The organism is Nocardia sp. NPDC051570 (assembly GCF_044454005.1).
Taxonomy (GTDB): Bacteria; Actinomycetota; Actinomycetes; order Mycobacteriales; family Mycobacteriaceae; genus Nocardia.
Genome location: NZ_JBITDI010000017.1, coordinates 100,458 through 125,422 on the forward strand (window position 1 = coordinate 100,458; position 24,965 = coordinate 125,422).

Genomic DNA, 24,965 nt, shown 5'->3' on the forward strand with positions numbered 1-24,965 from the left:
GAATATGGGAGCCCGCGATCGGCTCATCGACAGTGCCGTGGAGTTGATGCGTCGCAACGGCGTGGCCGGGACGGGTATCGCCCAGTTGCTCGACCACAGCGGCATCTCGCGGCGTTCGGTATATCTGAACTTTCCCGGCGGCAAATCCGAGCTGGTGGCCGAGGCGACCCGGTTCGCGGGCCGGGCATTCAGCGCGCTCATGCGGACCGTCGCCACGAGCACCGACGCCGCCACCGCCATCGCCACGTTCCCGGTGCTGTGGCGCGAGGTGATGGTGTCGAGCGATTTCACCGCGGGCTGCCCGATCGTGGCCGCGGCCCTGAGTCGTTCGGAGGCCCCGGACGCCGCCGATGCCGCGGGTGAGGCCTTCGGCGAATGGGAACAGATCCTCGCCGAGCGCCTGCGCGCCGAGCACGTGGAGCCCGAGGCCGCGCTGGCGCTGGCGACCACGATCATCGCCGCGGTCGAGGGCGCGGTGGTGATGTCGTTGGCGACGCGGTCGGTGACGCCGCTCGAGCGGGTGGGCGCGCAGATGTCGGCACTGGTGGCCCAGCACACGCGGGTGGCGTGAGCCTAGGGTGATTCACTCACGGAGTAGCCGCTCGATCTCGTCGCGCCGCGGAATCGATGCGCTCGCACCGAGTTTCGTGGTGGCGAGGGCGCCCGCGGCGCAGGCCCAGGCGAGGGCGATACGCGGACCCTCGTGCCAGTGGGCGGCCAGCGCGCCGGTGAAGGTATCGCCCGCGCCCGTGGTGTCGACCACCTCGACGGGGACGCCGGGGCTGTCGAATTCGCCGTCCGGGCCGCGATAGTGGGCGCCGTCACCGCCGAGCGTGGTCACCACGTGCCCGACCGGGTCGAGCGCCGACCCCAGCTCCGCGGCCTCGCCCTTGTTGACCACGGCGATATCGACGACCGCCCACAGTTCCGGTGAAAGCTGTTGGACGGGAGAGGGATTCAGCACGACGGCGGTGTCGTGCGCGCGGGCGTGCCGGGCCGCCGCCAGTACGGTGGCGACCGGAATCTCCAACTGGCACAACAGCACATCGGCCGCGGCGACGGCGGCGAGATCGGCCTCGGACAGCTCGGTCATCGTCGCATTCGACGCGGGCACCACGATGATGCTGTTCTCGCCCGAGGTGTCCACGATGATCGTGGCGATTCCGCTGGGGCCGTGCACCGATCGCAGCCGCGAGGTCCCGACCCCGGCATCGTCGAGCACCGCGCGCAGCCGCTCGGCGAACAGATCGTCGCCGATCGCGCCCACGAATTCGACCTCGGCGCCCGCCCGCCGCGCCGCGATCGCCTGATTGGATCCCTTACCGCCGGGCACCATCTCGAATCCGGTGCCGAGCACGGTCTCACCCGGCTCCGGCCGCCGCCCGGTCACGGTCACCTGATCCATGCTGATACTGCCCACCACCACAATCCGTGCCATGGTCGTACCGTAGTTGCCGACCCGGGGTCGTGCCGACGGGATCAGTAGGCTGGTCGGCATGACTGCTCCCACGACCACCGAACTGGACGACGTCCGCGCGGTGGTGCACGACGCGGCGCGCCGGGCTCGGGTGGCGTCGCGGACGCTCGCCCAGTTGACCACCGCCCAGAAGGATGCCGCACTGCATGCCGCCGCCGATGCGCTGCTCGGTGCGAAGGATCGGGTGCTGGCCGCCAATGCCGAGGATATCGACATCGCCCGGGACGGCGGCACCGCCGATTCGCTGCTGGATCGGCTGCGGCTGACCGCGGCCCGCGTCGACGGAATCGCCGCGGGTCTGCGTCAGGTGGCGGGCCTGCCGGATCCGGTGGGTGGAGTGGTGCGTGGTTCGACGCTGCCCAACGGGCTCGAGATCCGGCAGGTGCGGGTGCCGCTGGGTGTGGTCGGCATGGTGTACGAGGCGCGGCCGAATGTCACCGTCGACGCCTTCGGGCTGGCGCTGAAATCCGGTAACGCGGCCCTGCTGCGCGGTTCGTCCTCGGCGGCCCGCTCCAATGCCGCGCTGGTCGCGGTGCTGCGGGAAGCGCTTGTCGCACAAGGACTTCCGCAGGATTCGGTGCAGCTGCTTCCCAGTGCGGACCGGTCCAGCGTCACCCATCTGATCCAGGCGCGCGGCCTGGTCGACGTGGTCATTCCGCGCGGCGGCGCGGGCCTGATCAACGCCGTCGTCCGCGACGCGCGGGTGCCGACCATCGAGACCGGCACCGGCAACTGCCACGTCTACGTGCACGCCGCCGCCGATCTGGCGATGGCCGAGTCGATCCTGATCAACGCCAAGACCCGTCGCCCGAGCGTCTGCAATACGGCCGAGACGGTCCTGATCGATCAGGCCGTCGCCGAGGTCGCCGTGCCCCGCCTGATCGCCGCGCTCGAGCGGGCGGGCGTCACCGTCCACGGCGATCTGCCGGGCCTGGTCCCGGCCACCGACGAGGACTGGGCCGATGAATACCTCTCCCTCGACATCGCCCTGAAGGTGGTCGACGATCTCGACGCCGCCGTCGAGCACATCAACCATTGGGGCACCGGCCACACCGAGGCCATCGTCACCGCCGATCTGCGGGCCGCCCGAGAGTTCACCAGCCGCGTGGACGCCGCGGCCGTCATGGTCAACGCCTCCACGGCCTTCACCGACGGCGAGCAGTTCGGTTTCGGCGCGGAAATCGGCATCTCCACCCAGAAACTGCACGCTCGCGGGCCCATGGGCCTGCCGGAGCTGACCTCGACCAAATGGATCGTCTGGGGGGACGGGCAGATCCGCCCCGTGTAGCTGTACCGTCGATCCCAGATCGTTTTACGGTGCGTATCGCATGCGCCGGGCCCGAGGAGGACCGCAACAGTGCAGACAGCAGCGCACGAGCCGATCTTCGCGTCGGTCGACGACGTGCTCGCCCGGCTCGCGACGACCGGCTACCTGGCCGATAAGGCGACCGCTACGTCGGTGTTCCTGGCCGATCGGCTCGGTAAGCCGCTGCTGATCGAGGGGCCCGCCGGTGTCGGCAAGACCGAGCTGGCGCGGGCCGTCGCGCAGGTCGCGGGCGCGGAGCTGGTGCGGTTGCAGTGTTATGAGGGCATCGACGAGGCGCGGGCGCTGTATGAGTGGAATCACGCCAAGCAGATCCTGCGGATCCAGGCCTCCAGCGAAAACGGCTGGGAGGAAACGAAATCCGATGTCTTCAGCGACGAATTCCTGCTGTCGCGCCCGCTGCTGACCGCGATCCGGCGCACCGATCCGACCGTCCTGCTGATCGATGAGGCCGATAAGGCCGATGTCGAGATCGAGGGCCTCATGCTCGAGGTGTTGTCCGACTTCGCCGTCACCGTCCCCGAACTGGGCACCATCACCGCCGTCCGCCGCCCGTTCACCGTGCTGACCTCCAATGCCACCCGCGAACTGTCCGAGGCGCTCAAGCGACGCTGCCTCTATCTGCATATCGACTTCCCCGACGAGGAGTTGGAGCGGCGCATCCTGGCCAGCCGGGTGCCCGAGCTCAAGCCCGCCGTGAACGCCCAGCTGGTCCGGGTCGTGCATGTGCTGCGCGGTATGCAGCTCAAGAAGCTCCCGTCGGTCGCCGAATCCATCGACTGGGGCCGCACGCTGCTGGCGCTGGGCCTGAAGGATCTCGACGACAAGACCGTGCGCGCCACCCTCGGCGTCGTACTCAAACACCAGAGCGACCATCAGCGCGCGCTGGCCGAGCTGAAGCTGGCCTGAGATGACCAAGCGCAGCGCCGCCCGCACAGTGGTCTCCGCGGCGCTGCGCGGAAAAGAGAACGAACCGGAACCGCTTGCGCCGCACGGATTTCCGGGCCATCTGGTCGGCTTCGTGGAAGCCTTGCGCGCCAGGGGAATCGCGGTCGGGCCCTCCGAAACCGTCGACGCCGGACAGGTTCTCACCGTCCTGGATCTGATGGATCGCGAGATGCTGCGCGAGGGTCTGGCCTGTGCGCTGCTGCGCCGCACCACTCAGCGCGCCACCTTCGACGGGCTGTTCGATCTGTGGTTCCCGCCCGCGCTGGGCGAGCGGGCCGACGCGCACGAGGTCGAGATCCCGCGCAGGCCCGACGGCGAGGTGGACATCATCGAGCTGCGCAAGATGGTGGCGCAGTTGCTGGCCGCGGATCCGTCGGGGGAGCGGACCCGCGAGTTGCAGCAGCTCGCGGCGCAGATGGTCGAGCAGATGGGCCAGTACCGGTCCGCCAACGGTCCGTCGTTCTCGGCGTATCAGACCCTCAAGGATCTGCAGCCCGAACTGCTCGTCAGCAAGCTGCTCGCGGGATTGGCCGCGGGACAAGACAACTCAGCCTTCGACAACGAGGTCGCCCGCCGCGCCGCGCGCCAGCGCATCCGCGATTTCCGCAGCACCGTCGAGGCCGAGACCCGCCGCCGCGTCGCCGAGCGCATCGGCCGCGAGCGCGTCGCGACCTACGGCGTGCAGCGCCAGGCCGAGGATGCCGATTTCCTGCGCATCTCGGAGAACGAACTGGCCGAATTGCGCCGCAGCGGCCAGCGCCTGGCCCGCGTGCTCGCCGCCCGGCTGGCCGCGCGCCGCCGCCGCGCGCGCCGCGGTGAGATCGATCTGCGCAAGACGCTGCGCAAATCCATGTCCACCGGCGGCGTGCCGATCACGCTGGCCGCCCGCAAGCCCCGGCCCACCCGGCCGGATCTGGTGCTGCTGTGCGATATCTCGGGCTCGGTGGCGGGCTTCTCCAGTTTCACCATGATGCTGGTGAACTCGCTGCGCGAACAGTTCTCCCGGGTGCGGATCTTCGCGTTCGTGGATCGGGTCGACGAGGTCACCCACATCTTCGATCAGATCACCCCGCTGGATCAGGTGACCCGGCGCATCTTCACCGAGACCAAGGTGGTCGGCCTCGAGGGCCATTCCGATTACGGTGCGGCGCTGCGGGTCTTCGCCGAGAACTTCGCCGAGGCGGTGTCCAGCCGGACCTCGCTGCTCGTACTCGGTGACGCCCGCACCAACTATCGCGATCCGGCGCTGGACACCCTGCGGGAGCTGGCCGGGGTGGCCAAACACGCGTACTGGCTCAATCCGGAATCCGAAAAGATGTGGGGCACCGGCGATTCGGCCGCCCGCCGCTACGCCGAGATCGTCGAGATGCACGAATGTCGCTCGGCGCGCCAGCTGACCGCCGTCGTGAGCCGATTGCTGCCGGTGTAGCGACGCGGCGCGGGGTCGGCGGGCCGCGATCCCGACACCGCGTACCGCTCGCTAAGCTCGGCGGTTGTGCAACAGACAGGTCGGCGCAAACTGGGCGTGATGGGCGGCACCTTCGACCCCATCCATCACGGGCATCTGATTGCCGCCAGCGAGGTCGCCAATCGGTTCGACCTCGACGAGGTGATCTTCGTACCGACCGGGGACCCCTGGCAGAAGTCCGGGAAGAAGGTCAGCGCCGCCGAGGACCGGTATCTGATGACGGTCATCGCGACCGCGTCCAATCCGAGCTTCTCGGTGAGCCGGGTCGATATCGACCGCGATAAGGAGACCTACACCGTCGACACCCTGCGTGACCTGCAGGAACTGTATTCCGACGCCGATCTGTACTTCATCACCGGAGCGGACGCGTTGTCCAGCATCCTCACATGGCAGGATTGGGCGGAGCTGTTCGAGCTGGCGAAGTTCGTCGGCGTGAGCCGTCCGGGTTACGAACTGAACATCGACCATCTCGCGGAGCATCTGCGTGACAGCCCGGCCGATGCCGTGACCGTCATCGAGATCCCGGCCCTGGCGATCTCGTCGAGCGAATGTCGCCGCCGAGCCGCCGAGGGCCGGCCGGTGTGGTACCTCGTTCCGGACGGCGTCGTGCAGTACATATCGAAGCGGCACCTGTATGTGTCGAATGGGAACGGGAAGGTAACTGGATGACTGCATCCGCCGAAGCGGTTGATATCGCGCAGGCAGCAGCGCGCGCGGCCGACGAGAAGCTGGCATCCGACGTGGTGGTGCTCGACGTCTCCGAGCAGTTGGTGATCACCGACTGCTTCGTGATCGCCTCCGCGCCGAATGAGCGGCAGGTCAGCGCGATCGTCGACAACATCGAGGAGAGGCTTCGGCTGGCCGGGCACAAGCCGGTGCGGCGCGAGGGCACCCGCGAGGGACGCTGGGTACTGCTCGACTACGTCGAGGTGGTGGTCCACGTCCAGCACAACGATGAGCGCAACTTCTATGCGCTGGAACGGCTTTGGAAGGACTGCCCGCAGGTTCCGGTACCGGGTCTGGGCGATCCACGGGTAGAGGGCGCCGGAGATATCGAGTGAGCAGGCACGCCGGTGTGCGCCGCCTGGTCATGCTGCGGCACGGTCAGACCGAATGGAACGCGGTCGACCGGATGCAGGGCCAGACGGACACCGACCTCAGCGAACTCGGCCGACGTCAGGCCAAGGACGCTGCGCGCGAACTGGTTTCGCATGAGGCCATCGCGATTGTCTCCTCGGATCTGCGCCGCGCCTACGACACCGCGGTGGCGCTGGCCGATCACACCGCCCACGATGTGGTGCTCGACTCGCGGTTGCGGGAGACCAGCCTGGGGGCGTGGGAGGGTCTGACACATCTGGAGGTGGACGCCCGGTATCCGGGCGCGCGGCAGCAGTGGCGGCTGGATCCCACCTTCACCCCGCCCGGCGGGGAGAACAAGCTCGAGGTGGGGACCCGGGCGCTGCCGGTGGTGCGCGAGTTGTTCGCCGAGCGCGCCGACTGGCCGGGCCGTACCATCATCCTGGTCGCGCACGGCGGGTTGATTGCGGCACTGACCGCGGCTCTGCTGGATCTACCGGAGAAGAACTGGCCGGTGCTGGGTGGGTTGGCCAACACCAGCTGGGTGCAGCTCAGCAGCCACGGTCCGAGCATCGAGCAGCCCGGCTGGCGGCTGGATGTGTGGAACGCGGCTGCAAAGGTAGCACCTGATGTCCTCTGATAAGTCCCCCTCCGAGCGGGAGATCTCCGACGAATTGCTGCGCAAGGCATCGGAGGGTCCCGTCCGGCATCTGCCGGACGCGCTGTTCGGTGGCCCCGCGCCGGATTCGGCTGTGCGGCAGGCTAGCTCCGATGATGTTCCCGATCGTGGGGCCTCCGACGGGCGCCTGCCGGATGTGCTGTTCGGCGGGCCGGCGCCCGAAGCTCCCGCGCCGCAGGCGAATGATGCCCAGGACCGCAGGGCCTCCGACGGGCGCCTGCCGGATGTGCTGTTTGGCGGGCCCGCGCCCGAAGCTCCGGCACCGCAGGCGAATTCGGGCGGCGAGCATGGCGATGATCCGGGCGGTGACGGGGGATCGACCGGACCACCGGGGGATCAGGCGGGTACCTCCGGGGCCGGAGATTCGAGCACGCCCGATGGTGGCGATCACGCGGTGGAAGTCGCGGGGTCGCAGGGCGTGCCTTCCTCCGAGTCGGCCGAGAACCTCACGGCGACAGGCGATCCCGAGCGGCCGGTGCTGCTGGTGATCGCCGATTCGCTGTCCTACTTCGGACCCCAAGGCGGGCTGCCCGCCGACGATCCGCGGATCTGGCCGAATCTGGTTGCGGCCGAGCTGGATTGGGATGTCGAGCTGGTCGGCCGGATCGGCTGGACCTGCCGCGACGCCTACTGGGCGCTGATCGGTGACCCGCGGGTATGGGCCGCGGTGCCGCGCGCCGCGGCGGTGGTGTTCGCCACCGGTGGCATGGATTCGCTGCCGTCGCCGCTGCCCACCGCGCTGCGCGAGCTGATCCGCTACCTGCGGCCGCCGCTCGTGCGCAGACAGGTGCGCGCGGGCTATCAATGGCTGCAGCCGCGACTGTCCAAGCTGGGCCGCCCGGTGGCGCTGCCGCCGCGGCTGAGTATCGAGTATCTGGAGCAGTCCCGAAACGCCTTGGTGCAGTTGCGGCCCGAGCTGCCGGTCGTGGCCGTACTGCCCTCGGTGCACAACTGTGACGCGTATGGGCGCGTCCATGCCGGTCGCGAACCCGCGGTGCGAGCGTTGCGGGAATGGTCGGCGAAGACCGGTGTCCCGCTGGTGGATCTGGGCGATGCCGTGCGCGACAACATCTTCTCCGGCGAGGCCAATCCGGACGGAATCCATTGGGGCTGGGAGAGTCACGCGGCGGTCGCGCGATCCATGGTGAAGGTGCTCTCGGAGGTGCGCGGCGGTGCCTGAATGATGGTGCGGTAGCGGATGGCCGTCGTGGTCGTGACCGATTCCTCCGCGAGCCTGCCCACCGGCCTGGCCGAGGAGCTGGGCATCGATGTGGTGCCGCTGCATGTGCTGGTGGACGATCGCGCGTTACGCGAGGGCGTCGATACCTGCGATATCGACTATGCCTCGGCCACGGTGACGACCTCGGCCGCCTCGCCGGGCGAACTGCGCGCGGCCTATGAGCGGGCGCTGGAGCGCAGTGGCAGTGACGGCGTTGTGGCCGTGCACATTTCGCGGCAGCTGTCGGCCACCTGGGAGGCCGGACGCCAGGCGATCCGCGATATGGACGCCACCGGCCGGGTCCGATTGGTGGATTCGCTCAGCGCCGGACTCGGCACCGGCCTGCCCGCGCTGGCCGCCGCCCGCCGGGCCGCCTCCGGCGCGGCGCTGGATATCGTCTACGACACCGCCGTCGCGGCCGCCGCCCGCGGCCGCGCGTTCATCGTCGTCAATCGCACCGAACAGCTGCGCCGCGGCGGGCGTCTGAGCAGCGCCGCGGCCTTCTTCGGCAGCGAGCTGGTCACCAAGCCCATCCTCCAAATGGTCGACGGCCGACTGGAATTGCGCGAGAAGGCCCGGACGCGGTCCAAGGCCTTCGCCAAACTGATCGCCGCGGCCGTGGACGCCGCGGGTGAGGACGGTGCCGCATTGGCCGTCCAGCATCTGGGCGCCCCGGAGGCCGCCGCCCTCCTCACCGATCAGCTCGCCGAGCTCATCCCCGGCATCCACGAACTGATCGCCACCGAATTCGGGCCCACCCTCGCCGTCCATCTCGGGCCGGGCGCGGTCGGGGTGCTGGTGATGCCGGGCGGCTGCGGGACGTGACTCACCGGCTGCCGGTGAGGAAGTCCGACATCGCGGCCGCGACGGCATCGGGCCGGTCGAGCATGGACAGGACATAGGCGTCATCGATCTCGACGAGCCGGGCGTGGGGGATCAGCTCAGCCAGGCGGCGGCCGTGCGCGCGGGGCATGACCTTACCCGCCGACGACCACAGGATGAGGGTGTCGCCCGAGAAGTCGTGCAGTGCTTCGGTATTGGCGATGAGTTCGCGTGTGGGGAATCCGGAGCGGGTGTAGGCGAGCAGATCTCGGCGAATCCCCTTGTCGCGCAGGCCGGGCTCGGTCCAGCCGTGCACCAATTCGTCCGGGAGCGGCCGGCGCGCCATCCAGCCGAACAGCAGCGGCGACCGGCGCAGCCATCCGATGCGTAATTGCCTGAGCGCCAGGATCACTCCGCCGGGCAGGTAGGAGGCGAGGGTGGCCATCTTGCCGGGCAGCCTGGGCGGGAAGTTGCCGAATGCCTCGCAGGGCAACACGATCAGCCGCCCGACACGGTCGTCCAGGCCGTACGCGGTGAGGAACAGCCCGCCGCCCCAATCGGTGTGGACCAGCGTCACCTCCCGAAGATCGAGTGCGGCGAGGAAATCGGCGATGAGCCGGTTCATACCGTGCATGCTCAGATCCGTGCCCGGCCGCAGCGGTTCGGGATGCGCGCCGAGCGGCAGATCCGGCAGGACGTAGCGGAAACCGTCCGGGAGCCGGTCGAGCACCGGGTCCCACAGCGTGTGATTCATCAGGAGTCCGTGCAGCAGGACCACGGGCGGTCCGCTGCCGCGCTCCGAATAGTGGATTCGACCTGCGGATATATCGACGACCGGCATCAGTGCCTCCCAGTAGAGCAAACGCTCTAGAGCTTTTGCTCTAGTCTGAGGGGGTGGTCGAGAAGATGTCAACCAGCACCCGGGATCGCCTGGTGACCGCCGTCGGCGAGCTCATGCGCGGCCACGGCTACAGTGCCGTCACCGTCAAACAGATCACCACCGCCTCGCGGGCGCCCATGGGCTCGCTCTATCACCACTTCCCGGGCGGCAAACCCGAGATCGCCGCAGCGGCGCTGCGCACCTCGGGCGCGGCGTATATCCAGCTGCTGCCGCTGCTCATGGATCCGCACGAGGATCTGCGCGAGGCGGTGCTCGGCGCGTTCACCGCGGCCGCGGAGACCATCGAGCAGAGCGGCTGGATCAACATGTGCCCGGTCGGCACCGTCGCGGGCGAGATCGCCGACAGCGAGCCCGCGCTACGCGAGGTCGCCGCCGAGGTGATCGGCTCCTGGATCGACCAGGGCACAACGTATTTCGTCGACCGCGGCCTTACCGAGCCCGAGTCCCGGGAGCTGATCCTCGCCATCCTGGCCGCCCTCGAGGGCGCGTTCATCCTCAGCCGCACGCTGCGTTCCACCGAACCGCTGCTCGCCGCGGGGCGGGCCATGGCCGCGCGCACGGAAGCGTTCGTCGCGGGGGATCGCAGTCGGGGACAGTCCCCGATGCCGGGTGAGAAGGCTTGCGCCGCACAGTGAACCGGAGGATCTCCTCGCACACGACCCGCATGATCACTGCCGATAGGAGGTCAGGAAGCGGCCGATGCGTTCGATGATCGCCTCCAGGTCGTCGGCATGTGGCAGGGTGAGGATGCGGAAGTGGTCGGGGTGTGGCCAATTGAATCCGGTGCCCTGCACGATGTGGATCTTCTCCTGCAGCAGCAGGTCCAGGACGAATTGCTCATCGTTGTGGATCGGGTACATCTGCGGGTCGATCCTCGGGAACGCGTAGAGGGCGCCCTTGGGTTTCACGCACGAGACGCCGGGGATGGAATTGAGTGCCTCCCAGGCCCGTTCGCTCTGATCGCGCAGCCTGCCGCCGGGCAGGATGAGGTCCTGGATGCTCTGATGTCCGCCGAGTGCGGCCTGAATCGCCTGCTGCGCGGGCACATTCGCGCACAGGCGCAGCCCGGCGAGCATGGTCAGGCCCTCCAGATAACTCTCCGCATGGTGGGTCGGGCCCGACACCACCAGCCAGCCGGACCGGAATCCCGCGCAGCGGTAGGACTTCGAGAGGCCGGAGAACGTCAGACAGAGCAGATCGGGGGCCAGTGAGGCGGTCGCGGTATGCGGGGAATCGTCGTAGCGGATCTTGTCGTAGATCTCGTCGGAGAACACGATCAGGCTGTGCCGCCGGGCGATCTCGAGGAGCCGACGCAGGACCTCCGGCGGATAGACCGCGCCGGTGGGGTTGTTCGGATTGATGATGACCAGCGCGCGGGTGCGGTCGGTGATCTTGGCCTCGAGATCGGCGAAATCCGGATACCAGTCGGAGGCCTCGTCGCACAGATAGTGCACGGGACGGCCGCCGTTGAGCGTGGTCGAGGCGGTCCACAGCGGGAAATCCGGTGCGGGAACAAGGACTTCGTCGCCGTTCTCCAGCAGCGCCGTCATCGCCATCATGATCAGCTCGGACACGCCGTTGCCGAGGAAGACGTCCTCGACGTCGACCTCGTGCACACCGAGGGTCTGGTAGTACTGCACGACCGCGCGCCGCGCCGACAGCAGGCCCTTGGAGGTGCAGTAGCCGCTCGAGTTCGGCAGATTGCGGACGATGTCCTGCAGGATCTCCGCGGGCGCCTCGAAACCGAACAGGGCCGGGCTGCCGGTGTTGAGTTTCACCACGTGGTGGCCCTCAGCCTCCAGCCGTGCGGCGTGTTCGGCCACCGGCCCACGGATCTCGTAGGACACGCCCGCCAGCTTGCTCGACTGCTTGAGCTGCATGAACATCCCTTCTCGGTGCGGTTGCCGCACACTCTACTTGGAATCTCCAAGTTTGCACTTGGAATTTCCAAGTGGACCGCTACAGTGGGTGCGTGCCACGCCGAAGCTACGACCATTACTGCGCCGCGAGCCGCGCCCTCGACGTCGTCGGGGACCGCTGGAGCCTGCTGGTGGTCCGCGAATTGTGTTCGGGCCCACGCCGTTACAGCGACCTGTTCGCCGACCTCCCCGGTATCAGCACCGATATCCTCGCCGCCCGGCTCAAGGATCTCGAGCGCGACGGCATCCTGACCCGCCAGCGGGTCGGCCCCCGCGCCTCCACCGCGGTCTACGAACTCACCCCCGCTGGTGCGGCCCTGCGTCCCGTCCTCGAGGCCCTGTCGGACTGGGGCACAACACTTCTCGGCGATCGCCGCCCGACCGACGCGGTCCGCCCGCACTGGTTCGCGCTGCCGCTGGGCAGGCTCATCGCCGAGCGGCTGGGCACCGGCACCGCCACCGTCCACATCGGCGACACCGTCTTCCACGTCACCGTGGACCCCGGCGGAATCACCCATCGCGACGGCCCGGCCGCCGCCCCCGACGCCGAACTCCACTTCGACCTCCCGACCGCGACCGCCGTCGCGACGGGCGCGCTGTCGCTCGGCGACGCGACCACGGAAGTGCGCTGGCCCTGAGGGTTTCCGGCGGCGAGTTGTGCACAGCCGATCGGTTGTCCACAGAGATTCCGTAGGCGCAGGTCGAGGGCGGGATGAGGGTCTGGTCGGGGCCTAGCGTGCTGGTATGGCGCGAGATGACGAGCGGGTGCGGGAGCGATTGGGGGCGCTCGACGGCGGACGGGCGGTCCGCGGCGGGCGATGGGACTTCGACGAATTCGAGGAGTCCGAAGGCCGTCACGACGAGGGCCCGCGGACACCGCAGTGGTTGAGCGAACCCACCGGCGGTGTCTCGGTATGGCATGAGCGGCTCGTGCCCGAGCGATTGCGCGGGACGCGTTGGGATCCCGGGCGTCGTGGGCTGATCGTGCTCGTCGCGGTGGGCGTGGCGGCGGTGGTGCTGGCGGCCGCGGCGGCGCAGCGGGAACAACCGGCGGTGCACGCGGTTCCGCCGCTGTCCGCCGGGCGTAGCACGGCGGTGACGACCTCGGCCGGGCCGACGAGCGAGCCGCCGGTCGAGGCGGTGTCGACCGGCGCGAAATCCGTTGAGAGCGTGCCGATCACACCGAGTCCTCGCCCGAGTGAGTTGGTGGTGAGCGTCGTCGGCCTGGTCGAACATCCGGGTCTGCTGCGTCTGCCGCCCGGCGCGCGGGTCGCCGACGCCGTCACGGTCGCCATCGCCAGGGAGGGAGCGGATCTCGCGAGCCTCAATCTCGCCCAGCGCCTCGGCGACGGCGATCAGGTCGTCGTCGGCGCTCACGGACCCGTCTCCGGACCGCCACAGCTCGGCAGCGCGATCATCCCCGCGGGCCAGGGTTCGACGGCAGCGAGCCGGTCGACCGCCGCCACCGGGCAGGCCAAGGTGAACCTCAACACCGCAACGGAATCCGATCTGGATACCCTCCCCGGCGTCGGCCCCACCATGGCCCGCGCCATCCTCAGCTGGCGCACCGACCACGGCCGCTTCACCAGTCTCGACCAGCTCGCCGAGGTCGCGGGTATCGGCCCGACCCGCGCCGCTCGCCTGCGACCGCTGGTGACGCTGTGAACCGCCCCATGGAGCCGATCGTCACACCGCAGGCGATGGATCTGCGGCTGCTGCCGGCGGCCGTGCTGTGCTGGGCGGCAACGATTGTCGCGATCGTGGGCGGATGGCGCATCGGCCTGAGCCTGGGCGGTCTGCTCGCCGTGGTGGCAATCGGATTGGGCTGCCTGCTGATTCGGGCGAGGTCGCGGATGCCCGGTGCCGCGCGAGTGGTCGCCGCGGCATCGTTGGCGGCGGTTCTCGCCGGGGCGGGGTTCGCGGTGGCCGCGGCCTGGCAGGAGTATCGCGTCGACACCCATCCGCTGCGCTCGATGGCGCAGGGCTCCTCCGCGACGTTCGTCGCCGTACCCTCCGATGATCCGAAACCGCTGCGCGCCAGGCCGTTCGGGGGCAGGCAGTGGATGCTGTGGGCGGAGCTGCGCGAATATCAGCGCGGCGAGACATCGGTGGGGGTGGGCGGGACGGTCTTGGTGATGGCGCCGGAGGACGGTTGGCCGACGCTGCTGCCCGGTCAGCCGGTTCGGTTCCGGGCCCGAATGGATCGCCCGTGGCGCCGGGATCTCACCGTCGCCGTGCTGCGCGCGCAGGGTCCGCCGATCGCGATCGGTGCCGCGCCGTGGTGGCAGCGCGCGGCCGGATCGGTGCGCGCGCACCTGGCCGATGCCTCCGCCCGTGCGCTGCCACCGGATGCGGCCGGTCTGCTGCCCGGAATGGTCGAGGGCGACGTATCCGCCCTGTCCGACCGCGTGAAGGAGAACTTCGCCGAGACCGATCTGGCGCATCTGCTGGCCGTCTCGGGAACCAATGTGTCGATCGTGCTTGCCGCCGTGCTGATCTCGGCCCGGGCATGCACTCTCGATATACGAGTCGCGGCGGCCCTGGCCGCGCTGGCCCTGTTCGCGTTCGTGATCGTCGCCCGGCCCTCACCCAGCGTCCTGCGCGCGGCCGCGATGGGCGCCATCGCGATCTGCGCGCTGGTCACCGGTCGTCGCAAACAGGCGCTGCCCGCCCTGTGCGCCGCGACGATCGGACTACTCGCCTACTCCCCGCGCCTGGCACTCGATGCGGGTTTCACCCTGTCGGTACTGGCCACGGCCGCCCTGATCCTGCTGGCCCCGGACTGGGCGCACCGGTTGCGCGAGCGCGGCTGTCCGCGCGTGGTCGCCGAGGCGTTGTCGGTCGCCGTCGCCGCCTTCCTGCTGACCGCGCCGGTGATCGTAGGCCTGTCCGGCCACGTCAATCCCCTGGCGATCGTGGCCAATGTCCTGGCGGAACCGGTGGTCGCGCCCGTCACCATCCTCGGCGCCCTCGCCGCGGTCCTGTCCTGTGTCTGGATGCCCGCCGCGGTATTGCTGTTGCGCCTGACCGGGCCACCCCTGAGCTGGCTACTCACTGTCGCCGAACACGGTGCGGCACTGAACATTTCGCTCCCGATGCCCAGCGGGGTGGTCGGAGTCCTGCTCACCGCGGTGCTCGTCGCGGTCGTCGTCGGTATCGCCCGGCTCACCCGCGACACCGGCGGTGCGACGACGCCGCCCGGTTCCGCACCGGCCCGACGCCGTGCCGACGACCGTGCCCGCGACGAGTTGCCGGGCACGATCCCGCAACGCATCGGGGTATTCGAGGACGGACCGGCGGTCCGGCCCGGCGAGTACGCCGGGGACTCGGTCGGGTTGTCGGGCCCGAATCGGTACCCGGACCCATGGACCGTCCTGGGCCGCACCCGACGCGATCTCCTGGACGGTCGCGAGCGCGGCGGGCAGTAGTGCGCGGACCTGGTCGACGGTGAGCCCGCGCCGAGACCTCGTGCCGGTAAGGCGTTTCGGAGAGGGCGGACAGCATGTGCGCGGCCGGGGTCGAATCCGCTTGGCGGCGCAGGTCACCGCAGTGGCCGTCGTCAAGTTCCCGCGCTGACACCGGACGGCCGGTTGTTTGACAGTGCGGGCATCCTCACCTTCGATGTGATGGTCCATACCGGGGTTGTGTGAATCGGACGGAGCCAGAGCGGATATGCGAGTCGGGCGGTCGCTGGGACGGCAGTTCGAGTGGTTGTGGGCGGCGTATGCGGTGAGCGCGGTCGGTACCTGGCTCGCGTTCGACGCGTTCCCGCTCATCGCGATTCGGGTGCTGCATGCCGGGCCGCTCACCTGGTCGGGCCGATCGAGGTGGTGCACGAGTTCCGGTGACCGGCGCTGGGTGCGTTGTCCCTCAGCTGGTGCTGCCGCCGCCGCAGCTACTTCCTCCGCCGCAGCTACTGCTGCTACTGCCACCACCACAACTGCTACTGCTGCTGTGATGGCCACCGCCGCAGCCACTGTGGTGGGATCCGTGGTGACTCGAGCCGCTGTCGTGGTGATGCGACGAGTCGTTCGGCGTCCAGTCGACCGACTCGGCCACCGCCCAGCCTGCGCTGCTCGCCGCGGCATCGGTGCCCGTGCCGCGTGAGCCTTCTCGGCGCGGCCGGCGCGGGCGACTCCGCGTCGACGCCTCGGCGCGACCCATGGCGACCACCACCCCGCCCAACGCGAGGACCACCAGCAGGACCACGAAGACATCCATGCCAGGAGCATGCGGTGTGCCGGGCGGTCCGTCAACCGGACATACTGGCCACTGTGCTGTTCCGACACTCTCGCCGCGTCGATCTGGACCGGGTGCAACGCGCCGTCGACGCCCTGCGGTTGCCGGAGGCGGTGTTCAAGACCTGCCCATGGCAGCCGCGCGAACTCGTCGAAACCGGTCTACGCCAATGGCTTCGCTGCTGCGGCGCGGCCCTGCGCGACAACCGGATCATCGGCATGCCCTCCCACGCCGTCGACGAGGCCTGGCACGGCCTGATCCTGTGCACCAACCGCTACGCCGACTTCTGCGACACCGCCTACGGCCGATTCCTGCACCACTTCCCCGAGGGCGACGGATTCGGCGGCGGCACCGGCGATCCCATGACCACCCAGCTCAACCGAACCGTCGTCGCCTGGTCGATGATGGCCCGCCCGGACGAGGAATGCGTGCTGTGGGATCTGGATACCCGCGTGGGCGTCGAACGCCCTTGGGGCATACCGTCTTCGCGAGTCGAGGACGTCGAATCGGCACTGCGGGAAGGGAAGTCGTAGGTCGCGGAGCTGTCACGCCGACTGATCGATACCCATGCCGCCGCGCGCTACGCCTGCCTCGAGCGGGTGACCAGCTCGACGAGATGGTCCACCGGGACGCCGGGGACGTGGTGACCGTCGCGGCCGATCATGGTGCGACCGGCGACCAGCGCATTGAGCACCGCCTCCTCGACCGCGTGCACGACCGCGCTGTGAAACGGGTTGATGCGGTTCCATGGAATGAACCGCAGCTGCTCGTAACCCGGTTCGCCGTCCGGGAATCCGGTGGCGAGCGTGCCCTGGTCGGCGGTGGAGAAGGCCAGGAAGATATCGCCGGAGAAGATCGAACCCGTCGTCCCGGTTCGGGCCAGGCCCAGTGGCACGCGGCGCGCCAAGGCGGTGCACTGGCCGGGCAGCAGCGGGGCGTCGGTGGCGACGATCACGATCACCGAACCGGCGCCCGAGGGGATGCGATGGTCGGCGATCGGATCGTCGGCGGGCAGTTGCGATCCGACCGGAATACCGCAGACGGTCAGCTCGTCGCGGGCCCCGAAGTTGGCCTGCACGAAAACCCCGACGGTGTAGGTGGTTTCGCCGTAGGGCACGGTCCGCGACGCGGTGCCGCTACCGCCCTTGAAGCCGTAGCAGATCATCCCGGTGCCGCCGCCGACCGAGCCCTCGGCCACCGGGCCCGGTGCCGCCGCCTCGATCGCGGCGATCGCGTGGTCGGGCTGGATCCAGGGGCCGTTGATGTCGTTGAGGTAGCCGTCATAGGTTTCGGCGACGACCGGCAGCATCCATTCGGCCGCCACCGCCGGATGGGCGCGCACCGTCCAGTCGATCACGCCGCGATGCACCGGGCCGATCGCATGCGTATTGGTGATCATCACCGGCAGTCGCAGGGCCCCGGTCTCGGTGAGCCAGGTGGTGCCGGTCATCTCGCCGTTGCCGTTGAGCGCATGCCATCCGGCGACACACGGCAGCTGCACCTGGGCGCGGGGCCGCGGCAGGATCGCGGTCACTCCGGTACGGACCGAATCTCCATGAGCAAGCGTGGTGTAGCCGACCTCGACGCCCGGGACGTCGGTGATGGCGTTATCCGGTCCGGTGGTCCCGATCAGCGGTAGGCCGAGTTCACGTGCGCGCATACCGATATCCCACCCTCGAATGCCCGATCGCGCCAGGCGACGACCCGAATCAGCCGCTGACCGGCGGGTGACCCGTCAGGGTCCGGTACAGCCATGCGGTGGCCTCGGATTCGGTATCGAAGTGTTCCCGGACCTCGTAGATGCCGCGTTCGAATGCGCCCACCTCCCAGCCGGCGGGGGTGGGGCGGAGGAACCAGAAGTCGGTGGGGAGGGGTTCGTGGGTGTGGATGCCGGCGATCTGGAACGATTCCGGGGCGAGCCCGGCGTCGAGCAACGCGACGGTCAGTTGCCGGCGGTCCATTCAGGGCCTTTCTTCGACGAGGTATCCGTTCTGCAGTAGCCAGGTGACGCTCAGCGCCGATCCGGCGTCGGGCAGATATGCGGGCATGAGGACGAATTGTGTTCCGGCGCCGGGCTGCTCGAACCAGGGCGCGATAGGCCCGGCGTCGACGGCGAATCGCTTCAGCACACAGTAGAGGTGATAGTTGCTCTGCGGTGTGTCCTGGGGCGTGTTCAGATTCTGCGGCGGGAGCGCCCGGGCCGCGAAGCGGTCACCGGACGGCGCCAGGAAACGCCCACCGGCATAACCGAATCGGTCGACGCGCTGTCCGGGCCGCAGGTCCTGCTGCTGTCGCAGCGGATGGCCCGCGACGACCACGAATCCGTCGGCGGGCGGATAGATCCAACCGGAGTCGTTGCGGTACTTGGCGACGAAATCGTCCGCCGACAGGTATCCGAATCGCTGATATCCGAACAACAATGGCCCGACCGGCGGCGTATGCGGCAGGGGATCGGGGCCGAGATACTGCCGATTCGCGTCGTAGAAGCCGGTTGTCGGCGGCGCGTTGTCCGGAGTTCCCGGGCGACACAGGGATTGGCCCGATTCCGGCTGCGCCTGCGCCGCGAGCGGCGGGCCGATCAGCAGAAGCAGGGACGCGAGAATCGCGGTGAGCAGAGATCGATAACGCACGAATACCCCCAAAGTCATGAAAGTACTTGCGGCCCAAGGCAACGATCGCCCACACCAGAGGGTATCGGTCCGATGCGCGCCGTGTCCGGAGATCGAGCGGAATCCGCTGCCGGTGCAGATGGCCACGGTGCCTTGATGTTCCGCGGCCGTGTGCGGCGGAGTCTGCTGCTGGTTCAGGTGGCGACGGTGTCTTGATGTTCCGCGGCTGTGTGCGGCGGAGTCGGCTGCCGGTGCAGATGGCAACAGCGCCTTGATGTTCCGCAGTCGCGTGTGGTCTCTCAGCGGCCGAACCGGTGCAGCAGCTCTCGCTCGTCCTCGGTGGACAGCCCGGCCGCGCGGGGGCGATGCAGGCCGCGGGCGCGTTCATCCTCGAGTGTGGCGTGCACGGTCTCGGCCGAATCTCGGATTCGCAGTCCGGCGGCGACCGCGGGGTGGGGATCGTGGGTGACCAGACCGTCATGGTCCGAGGGTAGCCACAGGGGCAGCGATCGCGGCCCGGCCCAGGGAGACACGCCCGCCGCGGCCAGGTTCTGCGGGTCGATCGGTACCAGCTCGAGATCGGGCGCACCGACGAGTTCCGCGATCCCGTGCAGCACCGAATCGAGTTCGGTGCGGGGGCCGACGGCGTCGTAGGTTCCGGTCAGACCCGTCTCGGCGGCCGAAACGATCCAGGCGGCGAGATCGCGGACGTCGATGTGTTGAATGGGTTGGCGCGCAACGCCGGGGACCACCGCGCGGCCGCCGAGACAGAAGCGGGCGGGCCAGTATCCGAAACGGTCCGTCCGGTCGTCGGGTCCGCTGATGAGGCCCGGGCGAACGATGAAGGCCCGGTCGCCTAGCCGCTCGCGGACGGAGATCTCGCAGGCGACCTTGATGCCGCCGTAGCGTTCGGCCGACGAATCGGGGGCGGTGTCCCAGATGGCTTCGCGCAGCGGCGCGTCGACGGATCGACCCGTCGCTTCGGTGTGGGCGTAGGCGCTGACGCTGGATACGAAGGTCCAATGCGGCGTGCGATCGCCCAGCGCGTCGAGTGCGGCGACGACCCGACCCAGGGCGGCCCTCGCGATATCCACCACCGCATCGAATCGCTGTTCGGCCAGTGCCTCGAGCGCATCGGGGCGGTCCCGGTCGACGACGACCAGCCGGGCGCCCGCGGGCGCCGATCCGGAGCGGCCGCGGGCGGCGCAGATTACGTCGTGCCCGCGTGCCACCGCGTCGCGGACGATCCATCGCGACAGGAACGAGGTGCCGCCCAGAACGAGAATTCGCATGGCCTCATGGTGACGATGATCGGCCCGTGGCGGCGGCGAATTCGCTTTCGGTGAAAGGGGTTTCGATGCCCTCGGCGATCGGGCCGGGCACGCTCCATATCGCGGGAGTTCCCCGCCCCGGAGTTGTCGGTGCCGCCCCGTAGGATCGACGCCGTGACCGAACGTCCCGCACCCGTACACCTCGTGCTCGGCGAGGAGGAGCTGCTCGTCGAGCGTGCGATCGCCTCGATCGTCGCCCAGGCTCGTTCGGGCGCGCCGGATCCGGATTCGCTCCCGGTCGACCGGCTGCGCGCCGGCGATGCGACCACCCCCGAACTGGCCGAACTGCTCAGCCCGTCGCTGTTCGCCGAGGACCGGGTGATCGTGCTCGAATCGGCCGCCGAGGCCGGGAAGGACGCGGTCGCGGTCATCACCGAGGCCGTCACCGATCCGCCCGAGGGTGTGGTCCTGATCATCCTGCATTCCGGCGGCGGCCGCGCCAAGGCGCTGGTCCCCGCGCTGCAGAAGGTCGGCGCGGTGGTGCACGACTGCGCCAAACTCACCAAGGCCGGCGAGCGAATCGAATTCGTGCGCAACGAATTCCGTGCGGCGGGCCTGCGGGTGGGCGGCGAGGTCGTGCAGGCGATGATCGAGGCCATCGGCTCTGAGCTGCGGGAATTGGCGGCGGCCTGTTCACAATTGGCGGCCGATACCGGCGGCAAGATCGACGTGGCCGCCGTGCGGCGCTACTACTCCGGCAAGGCCGAGGTCAGCGGCTTCGACGTGGCCGAGCTGGCCGTCTCCGGCGACCGCCCGGGCGCGATGGAGGCGCTGCGCTGGGCCACCGATCGCGGCGTGCCCGCGGTCCTGCTCGCCGACGCCCTGGCCGATTCGGTCCACACCATCGCCCGCGTCGGCTCGGCCGGCCGCGGCGACCCCTTCAAGCTCGCCTCCCAACTGGGCATGCCCCCCTGGAAGGTGAAGAAGGCACAGGGCCAGGCCCGCGGCTGGACCGCCGCCACCATCGGCACCGCCCTGCAGGTGGTAGCCGGCCTCAACTCCGACGTCAAAGGCGGCGCGGCAAACGCCGACTACGCCCTCGAACACGCCCTGTCCCGCATCCTCGACCTCCACGCCGCCCAGCACTGACCGCCCCACCCCCTACTTCGGGGGCGAAACACGGGTGGGGATGGCGCCGAATGAACTATCGATCGAGTTCGACAGCGACTATCGATATTCAGGAGGGGTCATGAAAGCAGTTGCCGCGCGTGCGGCGGGCGCATTGGCCGCGGCCGCGTTCGCTCCGGTTCTTTTCGCTGCGACCGCGCAGGCGGAGAGCGGTGGCACGGTGTACTTCGCTGCGGGGAGCACCAACTGTTCGATCGCCAGCGATGGCAGCCTCGGCTGTGATTACGCTGTCCCGCAGCGGATGTCGTATGTGACGAGGGGCGACGCGTACATCCCGGTGCCGTTTCCAGTCGGACAGGTTGTGATCGATATCCCCTGGCTGCCCGCCCATCCCGGCCTCGGCGGGCCCTCGCATACGTTGCCGGGTGGCAATCCGCGGCTGAGCGATGTCAAAACCGGTGAGGGGCAATGGGGTCCCTATATCGACTACGCGGGGGCGCACTGCGAGTCGGGGTTCCACGGCAGCTTCAGCTGCTCGTCGAAGGGGCATACCTTCGGGGACTGGAGCGGTAACCTCACGGCCACGCTGTAGCGCTCGACGGCCGGATACGACAAAAGCCGCCGTGGTCGTCCTGTGCCACGGCGGCGTCGTTACCTACTGTCGGGCGATTCAGCCCAGCTTGTTCAGCGACAGCGCGAGCGCCGACTTCTTGTTGGCGGCCTGGTTGGCGTGGATGACGCCCTTGGAGGCGGCCTTGTCCAGGTCGCGGCCCGCGGTCCGCAGCAGCTCCACGGCCTTGTCCTTCTCGCCGGACGCGGCGGCCTCACGGAACTTGCGGATCGAGGTCCGCAGCGCGGACTTGACCGACTGGTTGCGCTGACGCGCCGCCTCGTTGGTGCGGATCCGCTTCATCTGGGACTTGATGTTGGCCACGCGTATTTCCTCTGGTTTCTGTCGTCGTCAGTTCGGTGTCATGCCTTGGAAGTCTGTGGGCGCACTACTCGGGGAGTAGCGCCGCGCCGACGGTCGAGACTACCAGCCAGCCCGGCCGTGGGTGAAATCGCCCCGGTCGAGGACATGAACATGTCGCCGGGCCATTCTTCCATGCCGCCCGCGCCCGCCGCACATCCGGTCGGTCAGTGCCAGTGATAGTCGGCGCACAGCCGGTGGGCGACCAGGTCGAAGGTCCGGCGGGGAAGGATGGCGCCCTCGCGTCGGATGCCCGCCTCGGGGACGTCGAGTACCCGGTCGAGCCGGACCCAGCTGGGCCTGCCCTCGTAATCCCAAGGGCCCGAGCCGATTCCGATCCAGTGCGGATCGCGGGACCGCAGCGGGTTGGACGAGAGCATCAGCCCCAGCAGGGTTTTGCGGTCGCGCCCGACCACCAGCACCGGGCGGTCCTTGCCGTTGGCCGGATCCTCCTCGAAAGGCACCCAGGTCCACACGATTTCACCCGGATCGGCGCGCCCGTCCAGATGCGGGCAGTAGACCACCTGCCGGGCTCGGTCACGGGTCGGCACGGGTACCGACGCGACCGGCCGCACCGCGACCGCGGCCCGCCGCAGCCTCAGCGCCCGCTCCACCAGCCGTGGCGCCTGCTGCCGAACGATCCTGGGCCCCTGTTCCATGGCGATGGCCCCCAACTGCTTGCCCAGAGAGCTCCACGTGCTGGCCATGATTCGGAGCATAACGGCGTAACCGGACGTTCTCACGCTCCCGCAATCGGTAAGGGAGAGCGCCGGATCTGCTGTGCTGTTCGCCGCCCCGCGCGCCGACTCGTGATTTCGGTCACGCGCCGATGAGGGTTCGCGCCGGACCCGGATCGGGCGGCACCGGACCGGTGGACGGACGTGTCCGAAGTTCATGGGACGATGGACGACAATCCATCGAGCACCTGTGAGGGAGTGGAGTGCCCAGCTTCGCGGATACGACGTTCACCGATCCGTCCCGGATCCGGAACTTCTGCATCATCGCGCATATCGACCACGGCAAGTCGACCCTGGCCGATCGCATGCTGCAACTCACCGGGGTGGTCGAGGAGCGGCAGATGCGCGCGCAGTACCTGGACCGGATGGATATCGAGCGTGAGCGCGGTATCACCATCAAGGCCCAGAATGTGCGGCTGCCGTGGAGCGTGGACGGCACCGACTATGTGCTGCACCTGATCGACACCCCGGGCCACGTGGACTTCACCTACGAGGTCTCCCGCGCGCTCGAGGCGTGCGAGGGCGCGGTCCTGCTGGTCGACGCGGCCCAAGGTATCGAGGCGCAGACGCTGGCGAATCTCTATCTGGCACTGGACAAGGACCTGACGGTCATCCCGGTGCTCAACAAGATCGACCTGCCCGCCGCGGATCCCGATCGCTACGCCGCCGAGCTCGCCCACATCGTCGGCTGTGAGCCCGAGGATGTGCTGCGGGTGTCGGGCAAGACCGGTGTGGGCGTGCCCGAACTGCTCAACGCCGTGATCGCGCAGGTGCCCGCGCCGCAGGGCGAGGCCGACGCGCCCGCCCGCGCGATGATCTTCGACTCGGTCTACGACACCTACCGCGGCGTCGTCACCTATGTGCGTGTGGTCGACGGCAAGCTCGCCCCGCGCGAGAAGATCAAGATGATGTCCACCGGCGCCACCCATGAGCTGCTGGAGATCGGCATCGTATCGCCGGAGCCGAAACCCACGCAGGGTCTGGGCGTCGGCGAGGTCGGCTATCTCATCACCGGTGTGAAGGATGTGCGCCAGTCGAAGGTCGGTGACACGGTCACCGCGGCCCGCAACGGCGCGGTCGATCCGCTGACCGGCTATCGCGAACCGCGTCCGATGGTGTACTCGGGCCTGTATCCGGTCGACGGCTCGGACTATCCGGATCTGCGCGACGCGCTGGACAAGTTGCAGCTCAACGACGCGGCGCTGACCTATGTGCCGGAGACGTCCGTGGCGCTGGGCTTCGGCTTCCGCTGCGGCTTCCTGGGTCTGCTGCATATGGAGATCACCCGCGAGCGTCTGCAGCGCGAATTCGATCTGGATCTGATCTCCACCGCGCCCAACGTGGTCTACCGGGTGGAGATGGAGGACGGCACCGAACATGTCGTCACCAACCCCTCGTACTGGCCGGAAGGCAAGCTGCGCAAGATCTTCGAACCGATCGTCAAATGCACGATCATCTCGCCCAGCGAATACATCGGCTCGATCATGGAGCTGTGCCAGGCGCGGCGCGGTGAACTCGGCGGCATGGACTATCTGTCGGAGACACGCGTGGAGATGCGCTACACGCTGCCGATGGCGGAGATCATCTTCGACTTCTTCGACTCGCTGAAGTCGCGCACCCGCGGTTACGCCAGTCTCGACTACGAGGAGGCCGGTGAGCAGGAGGCCGATCTGGTCAAGGTCGACATCCTGCTGCAGGGCGAGGCCGTCGACGCGTTCTCCGCGATCGTGCACCGCGACGCCGCGCAGGCCTACGGACGCCGGATGACCGAGAAGCTGCGCGAGCTCATCCCGCGCCAGCAATTCGAGGTGCCGATCCAGGCGGCCATCGGCTCGAAGGTCATTGCCCGCGAGAACATTCGCGCGATCCGCAAGGATGTGCTCGCCAAGTGCTATGGCGGTGACATCAGCCGTAAGCGCAAACTGCTGGAGAAGCAGAAGGAAGGTAAGAAGCGGATGAAGACCATCGGCCGCGTCGAGGTGCCGCAGGAGGCCTTCGTGGCCGCGCTGTCGACCGAGTCGGATAAGCCGAAGGGGAAGTAGGCAATCTGAGCAGGTGACCGGTCCGGGATGCCCGTCGATCTCGGGTCTTCCGTAACGTTTTGCGTCCTGTAAGGGTTGTACAACGTGGAGTGTCCCGGACAGCCCCTTGCCTGGATGATGTGACAGGCGGGTTTT

The 24,965-nt window shown here is 68.8% G+C and carries 27 protein-coding genes; 17 read left to right on the forward strand and 10 right to left on the reverse strand.

Annotation, left to right across the window (positions count from 1 at the left end):
- Positions 1–4 precede the first annotated feature (4 nt).
- A complete protein-coding gene (locus tag ACIA76_RS33665) occupies positions 5–571 on the forward strand; it encodes a TetR/AcrR family transcriptional regulator (protein ID WP_397157736.1) in 567 nt (188 codons plus the stop codon).
- Positions 572–583: 12 nt separating this feature from the next.
- On the opposite strand, the gene ACIA76_RS33670 is transcribed toward ACIA76_RS33665, so the two are convergent.
- Positions 584–1,438, reverse strand: a complete 855-nt coding sequence (locus ACIA76_RS33670) for a ribokinase (RefSeq protein WP_397157893.1) — start codon at positions 1,436–1,438, stop codon at positions 584–586.
- Between the two features lie 58 nt (positions 1,439–1,496).
- On the opposite strand from ACIA76_RS33670, the gene ACIA76_RS33675 reads away from it, so the two are divergent.
- The 8 genes from ACIA76_RS33675 to ACIA76_RS33710 all read left to right on the forward strand — a co-directional run bounded on the left by ACIA76_RS33675 (position 1,497) and on the right by ACIA76_RS33710 (position 9,017).
- Positions 1,497–2,765, forward strand: a complete 1,269-nt coding sequence (locus tag ACIA76_RS33675; protein ID WP_397157738.1) for a glutamate-5-semialdehyde dehydrogenase — start codon at positions 1,497–1,499, stop codon at positions 2,763–2,765.
- A 69-nt stretch (positions 2,766–2,834) separates the two neighbouring features.
- Complete coding sequence (locus tag ACIA76_RS33680) at positions 2,835–3,710, forward strand: AAA family ATPase (RefSeq protein ID WP_397157740.1); 876 nt, start codon at positions 2,835–2,837, stop codon at positions 3,708–3,710.
- A 1-nt stretch (position 3,711) separates the two neighbouring features.
- A complete protein-coding gene (locus tag ACIA76_RS33685; RefSeq protein WP_397157741.1) occupies positions 3,712–5,178 on the forward strand; it encodes a VWA domain-containing protein in 1,467 nt (488 codons plus the stop codon).
- 66 nt (positions 5,179–5,244) lie between these two features.
- A complete protein-coding gene (gene nadD / locus ACIA76_RS33690) occupies positions 5,245–5,886 on the forward strand; it encodes a nicotinate-nucleotide adenylyltransferase (RefSeq protein WP_397157743.1) in 642 nt (213 codons plus the stop codon).
- Positions 5,883–6,278: a ribosome silencing factor gene (gene rsfS, locus ACIA76_RS33695; protein ID WP_397157745.1), complete on the forward strand. Its 396-nt coding sequence runs from the start codon at positions 5,883–5,885 to the stop codon at positions 6,276–6,278. Before nadD ends, rsfS begins: the two co-directional genes overlap by 4 nt.
- Before the next feature lie 29 nt (positions 6,279–6,307).
- Entirely contained in the window at positions 6,308–6,934 is a 627-nt protein-coding gene (locus ACIA76_RS33700; RefSeq protein WP_397157896.1) for a histidine phosphatase family protein, read from the forward strand.
- A 457-nt stretch (positions 6,935–7,391) separates the two neighbouring features.
- The gene (gene octT / locus ACIA76_RS33705; protein WP_397157898.1) at positions 7,392–8,153 is read left to right on the forward strand and encodes a diglucosylglycerate octanoyltransferase; all 762 of its coding nucleotides are present in this window, start codon (positions 7,392–7,394) and stop codon (positions 8,151–8,153) included.
- Positions 8,154–8,171: 18 nt separating this feature from the next.
- The gene (locus tag ACIA76_RS33710; protein ID WP_397157747.1) at positions 8,172–9,017 is read left to right on the forward strand and encodes a DegV family protein; all 846 of its coding nucleotides are present in this window, start codon (positions 8,172–8,174) and stop codon (positions 9,015–9,017) included.
- A 1-nt stretch (position 9,018) separates the two neighbouring features.
- Here ACIA76_RS33710 and ACIA76_RS33715 read toward each other — a convergent pair whose 3' ends face one another.
- Complete coding sequence (locus ACIA76_RS33715) at positions 9,019–9,855, reverse strand: alpha/beta fold hydrolase (RefSeq protein ID WP_397157749.1); 837 nt, start codon at positions 9,853–9,855, stop codon at positions 9,019–9,021.
- 65 nt (positions 9,856–9,920) lie between these two features.
- Between ACIA76_RS33715 and ACIA76_RS33720 the strand changes: the two genes are divergently transcribed.
- A complete protein-coding gene (locus tag ACIA76_RS33720) occupies positions 9,921–10,550 on the forward strand; it encodes a TetR/AcrR family transcriptional regulator (RefSeq protein WP_397157751.1) in 630 nt (209 codons plus the stop codon).
- 33 nt (positions 10,551–10,583) lie between these two features.
- On the opposite strand, the gene ACIA76_RS33725 is transcribed toward ACIA76_RS33720, so the two are convergent.
- Positions 10,584–11,795 (reverse strand): pyridoxal phosphate-dependent aminotransferase, encoded by a 1,212-nt coding sequence (locus tag ACIA76_RS33725; RefSeq protein ID WP_397157753.1) that lies wholly within the window; start codon positions 11,793–11,795, stop codon positions 10,584–10,586.
- A 92-nt stretch (positions 11,796–11,887) separates the two neighbouring features.
- Here ACIA76_RS33725 and ACIA76_RS33730 point away from each other — a divergent pair, with 92 nt between their 5' ends.
- The 3 genes from ACIA76_RS33730 to ACIA76_RS33740 all read left to right on the forward strand — a co-directional run bounded on the left by ACIA76_RS33730 (position 11,888) and on the right by ACIA76_RS33740 (position 15,262).
- The gene (locus tag ACIA76_RS33730) at positions 11,888–12,472 is read left to right on the forward strand and encodes a winged helix-turn-helix transcriptional regulator (RefSeq protein WP_397157755.1); all 585 of its coding nucleotides are present in this window, start codon (positions 11,888–11,890) and stop codon (positions 12,470–12,472) included.
- Positions 12,473–12,578: 106 nt separating this feature from the next.
- Positions 12,579–13,499, forward strand: coding sequence for a ComEA family DNA-binding protein (locus tag ACIA76_RS33735; RefSeq protein ID WP_397157757.1), 921 nt, complete (start codon positions 12,579–12,581; stop codon positions 13,497–13,499).
- Positions 13,496–15,262: a ComEC/Rec2 family competence protein gene (locus ACIA76_RS33740; RefSeq protein WP_397157759.1), complete on the forward strand. Its 1,767-nt coding sequence runs from the start codon at positions 13,496–13,498 to the stop codon at positions 15,260–15,262. The genes ACIA76_RS33735 and ACIA76_RS33740 overlap by 4 nt, the downstream gene beginning before the upstream one ends.
- A gap of 442 nt (positions 15,263–15,704) precedes the next feature.
- Here the strand turns inward: ACIA76_RS33740 and ACIA76_RS33745 are convergent, their stop codons facing one another.
- Positions 15,705–16,055: a hypothetical protein gene (locus ACIA76_RS33745; protein ID WP_397157761.1), complete on the reverse strand. Its 351-nt coding sequence runs from the start codon at positions 16,053–16,055 to the stop codon at positions 15,705–15,707.
- A gap of 53 nt (positions 16,056–16,108) precedes the next feature.
- On the opposite strand from ACIA76_RS33745, the gene ACIA76_RS33750 reads away from it, so the two are divergent.
- Complete coding sequence (locus ACIA76_RS33750) at positions 16,109–16,606, forward strand: hypothetical protein (RefSeq protein WP_397157763.1); 498 nt, start codon at positions 16,109–16,111, stop codon at positions 16,604–16,606.
- Between the two features lie 47 nt (positions 16,607–16,653).
- Here ACIA76_RS33750 and ACIA76_RS33755 read toward each other — a convergent pair whose 3' ends face one another.
- The 4 genes from ACIA76_RS33755 to ACIA76_RS33770 all read right to left on the reverse strand — a co-directional run bounded on the left by ACIA76_RS33755 (position 16,654) and on the right by ACIA76_RS33770 (position 19,974).
- Complete coding sequence (locus ACIA76_RS33755) at positions 16,654–17,733, reverse strand: P1 family peptidase (RefSeq protein ID WP_397157764.1); 1,080 nt, start codon at positions 17,731–17,733, stop codon at positions 16,654–16,656.
- A 49-nt stretch (positions 17,734–17,782) separates the two neighbouring features.
- On the reverse strand, positions 17,783–18,034 hold the full coding sequence (locus tag ACIA76_RS33760) for a hypothetical protein (protein WP_397157766.1): 252 nt from the start codon (positions 18,032–18,034) through the stop codon (positions 17,783–17,785).
- The gene (locus tag ACIA76_RS33765) at positions 18,035–18,703 is read right to left on the reverse strand and encodes a TNT domain-containing protein (protein ID WP_397157768.1); all 669 of its coding nucleotides are present in this window, start codon (positions 18,701–18,703) and stop codon (positions 18,035–18,037) included.
- A gap of 278 nt (positions 18,704–18,981) precedes the next feature.
- A complete protein-coding gene (locus ACIA76_RS33770) occupies positions 18,982–19,974 on the reverse strand; it encodes an NAD-dependent epimerase/dehydratase family protein (RefSeq protein WP_397157770.1) in 993 nt (330 codons plus the stop codon).
- 153 nt (positions 19,975–20,127) lie between these two features.
- Between ACIA76_RS33770 and holA the strand changes: the two genes are divergently transcribed.
- Together holA and ACIA76_RS33780 are read left to right on the forward strand one after the other, a co-directional pair.
- The gene (holA, locus tag ACIA76_RS33775) at positions 20,128–21,102 is read left to right on the forward strand and encodes a DNA polymerase III subunit delta (RefSeq protein WP_397157772.1); all 975 of its coding nucleotides are present in this window, start codon (positions 20,128–20,130) and stop codon (positions 21,100–21,102) included.
- Positions 21,103–21,202: 100 nt separating this feature from the next.
- Positions 21,203–21,673 carry a hypothetical protein gene (locus ACIA76_RS33780; protein WP_397157774.1) on the forward strand — a complete coding sequence of 157 codons (471 nt, stop codon included), beginning with the start codon at positions 21,203–21,205 and terminating at the stop codon, positions 21,671–21,673.
- Positions 21,674–21,751: 78 nt separating this feature from the next.
- Here the strand turns inward: ACIA76_RS33780 and rpsT are convergent, their stop codons facing one another.
- Together rpsT and ACIA76_RS33790 are read right to left on the reverse strand one after the other, a co-directional pair.
- Positions 21,752–22,015: a 30S ribosomal protein S20 gene (gene rpsT / locus ACIA76_RS33785; RefSeq protein WP_397157776.1), complete on the reverse strand. Its 264-nt coding sequence runs from the start codon at positions 22,013–22,015 to the stop codon at positions 21,752–21,754.
- Between the two features lie 203 nt (positions 22,016–22,218).
- A complete protein-coding gene (locus ACIA76_RS33790) occupies positions 22,219–22,758 on the reverse strand; it encodes a type II toxin-antitoxin system PemK/MazF family toxin (protein WP_397157778.1) in 540 nt (179 codons plus the stop codon).
- A 233-nt stretch (positions 22,759–22,991) separates the two neighbouring features.
- Here ACIA76_RS33790 and lepA point away from each other — a divergent pair, with 233 nt between their 5' ends.
- On the forward strand, positions 22,992–24,830 hold the full coding sequence (gene lepA, locus ACIA76_RS33795; RefSeq protein ID WP_397157779.1) for a translation elongation factor 4: 1,839 nt from the start codon (positions 22,992–22,994) through the stop codon (positions 24,828–24,830).
- The last annotated feature ends 135 nt before the right edge of the window (positions 24,831–24,965 follow it).